2 protein-coding genes are annotated in these 2637 nt (G+C 39.3%); one reads left to right on the top strand and one right to left on the bottom strand.

What is annotated here, in order from left to right; all coding sequences use genetic code 11:
* The first annotated feature begins 166 nt into the window (after nucleotides 1–166).
* Nucleotides 167–1258 (top strand): alpha/beta hydrolase family protein, encoded by a 1092-nt coding sequence (locus tag HLX49_RS17025; protein WP_296363405.1) that lies wholly within the window; start codon nucleotides 167–169, stop codon nucleotides 1256–1258.
* 28 nt (nucleotides 1259–1286) lie between these two features.
* On the opposite strand, the gene HLX49_RS17030 is transcribed toward HLX49_RS17025, so the two are convergent.
* Nucleotides 1287–2637 (bottom strand): ATP-binding protein (locus HLX49_RS17030; RefSeq protein WP_296363407.1); only part of this gene is annotated, 1351 nt, incomplete at its 5' end.

Raw genomic sequence — 2637 nt, forward strand, 5'->3', positions numbered from 1 at the left:
TGTTTATCACGTATCTCGTTTTTCCCCTGATGGAAGTAAAATAGCCTGTTTCGGACATGAGTTTGCCTAAAAAGGCGGTTCCCTTACTCAACTTTATTTATTTGACATAAAAACAAAAGAAAGAAGTTGCCGAAGTTCTGACTGGGAGATAGAGGTTGTTGATGCAATGATTGGCGATACGCGCCTTGGTGAATCCCAAATTGGCCCTGTTTGGAATGAAGATAGTTCAAAAATTTTCTTTATTGTAACAGATCAAGGATCTACAGGGTTACATGCTGCATCGATTTATGGCAAAAAAGAGGAAATATATAAAGATAATAACCATATTTTCGGTTTTGCTTATAACAAACACTGTCAGTGCTTCATCCTCGGCATAAGCAGCCCGACTAATCCAGGTGAATTTTATTTATTGCATGACAATGGTTCTTTAGAGGCCCTTACAGACCATAACCGTTCCTTCTTACAAGAAATAGCGCTTCAAGAACCTGAGGAATTGTCTATCCAAACAGAAGATAATTGGCAAGTTCAAGGTTGGCTTTTACGTCCTTATGCGTTTATAGAAGGAAAGAAATATCCAACCATACTGGAAATACATGGTGGTCCTCATGCCATGTACGGCCAGACATTTTTCTTTGAAATGCAGCTCTTAGCCGCAAAAGGCTATGTAGTTTTGTATACGAACCCCCGTGGAAGTCATGGATATGGACAATCATTTGTTAACGCATGTAGAGGCGATTATGGTGGGGGAGATTATCGTGATGTGATGACAGCTGTAGATGACGCCATTCAAACATTTAGCTTTATTGATACACAGCGCCTCGGCGTAACAGGAGGAAGTTATGGTGGTTTCATGACAAATTGGATTGTGGGGCATACCAATCGTTTTAAAGCGGCTGTGACACAACGTTCTATATCAAATTGGCTCAGTTTTTATGGTGTAAGCGATATTGGATTTTTCTTTACAGAATGGGAGCATGGAGTGAACTTGTTAGATGATCCAACAAAGCTATGGGAATTCTCCCCATTAAAATATGCAGCAAATGTCGAAACACCACTCCTCATTCTTCATGGTGAATTAGACTACCGTTGTCCCATTGAGCAAGGGGAGCAACTATTTATTACGTTAAAGCATTTAAAAAAAGAAGTAGAATTCATTCGCTTCCCTAACGCAAATCACGAGCTTAGCAGAAGCGGTGAACCAAACATGCGCATGGAGCGGTTGCAACATATGCTGAGATGGTTTGACACATATCTTTAGTTGGACTCGGAGAGCTGAGTGGTACTTATCAGCTCTCGAGTATTTGGTGATCTTTTACTAATAAGGCCTGATAATCTTGTAATGCTAATATTTCTAGCCGGCTATAATTTCTTGTGTTTTTTATCACAATAGTTGCAAATGTTTCTATGTTCGTAAAACAAGGAATTTGGTAGCGTACTGCCCATTCCCGAAGGTTGAAGCCAAAGCTACTATTATTTCTTCCTTGTTCTGGCAAATTCAACACCATATCAGGTCGATTGTTTTCCATAATAATGGAGAGATCATCTTTGTGATGAATCACATTCGTAGTCAAAATACCATTTTCTCGCAAAAATTGAGCCGTTCCTTTTGTCGCAATCAATGACATGCCCATTTTACTAGCAGCTTGAATCGTTTGCAGACTAGATGATTTCATACGATCTGCAATAGATACGATCAAAGTGAGGTCTTTGCCTTCTTTTACTTCACCAAGAATCGAAGTAGCGATTTTCGCAAAAACTTCCTCTTGATGACGCGATATAGCAATAATTTCCCCTGTTGATTTCATTTCAGGTCCTAATACAGCGTCCACTCCTTTTAACTTTCCAGTAGAAAAAACAGGTGCCTTCATTATATGAAATGACGGTTCAAGACATAGATTGCTTTTTGTCGTAATATCTTTTAATGCAGCTCCAAGTTGTACTTGAACTGCCCATTTCACCATTGGTATATTTGTTATCTTACTTATTATTGGAACTGTTCTTGATGCTCTAGGGTTCACCTCCAACACATACACTTCACCATCCTGTAAGATAAACTGGATATTCATCATCCCAATAATCGGTACCGTTTGAGCAATTTTTTTAGCTATTGCGCTGATTTTTTGCTTTTCTACATCTATCAATGTAAGCGGAGGAAAAACAGCTAAACTATCACCGGAGTGCACACCAGCCTTTTCAATATGCTCAAAAATAGCTGGGATAAGAACGTCTTCCCCATCACTTATAACATCCACTTCACATTCTTTTCCAGGCAAATATGCATCTATGAGCAGTGGCCAACAGTGATCATTTGTATCCTCTTGAATGCGTGATACATACCCATTAAGTTCTTCCTGATTATAAGCTATAAACATGGACTGGCCTCCAATGACATAAGAAGGACGAATTAACACAGGGAACCCTAATTGTTCCTCTGCACCGCTTAATTGAGCGAGATTGTAGACCATAAATCCATTCATGTGTGGAATGGAACATTCATCTAACATGTGATAAAATTGCACCCTCTCTTCCATTTGATCAATATGTTGTGGACTAGTTCCTAATATTTGTATTCCTTGTTCGTCCAATTCTGTCGCCAAGTTCACCGCTGTTTGACCACCAAATTGAATCAACACACCC

The organism is Virgibacillus sp. (genome assembly GCF_013393565.1).
GTDB lineage: Bacteria > Bacillota > Bacilli > Bacillales > Amphibacillaceae > Virgibacillus > Virgibacillus dokdonensis.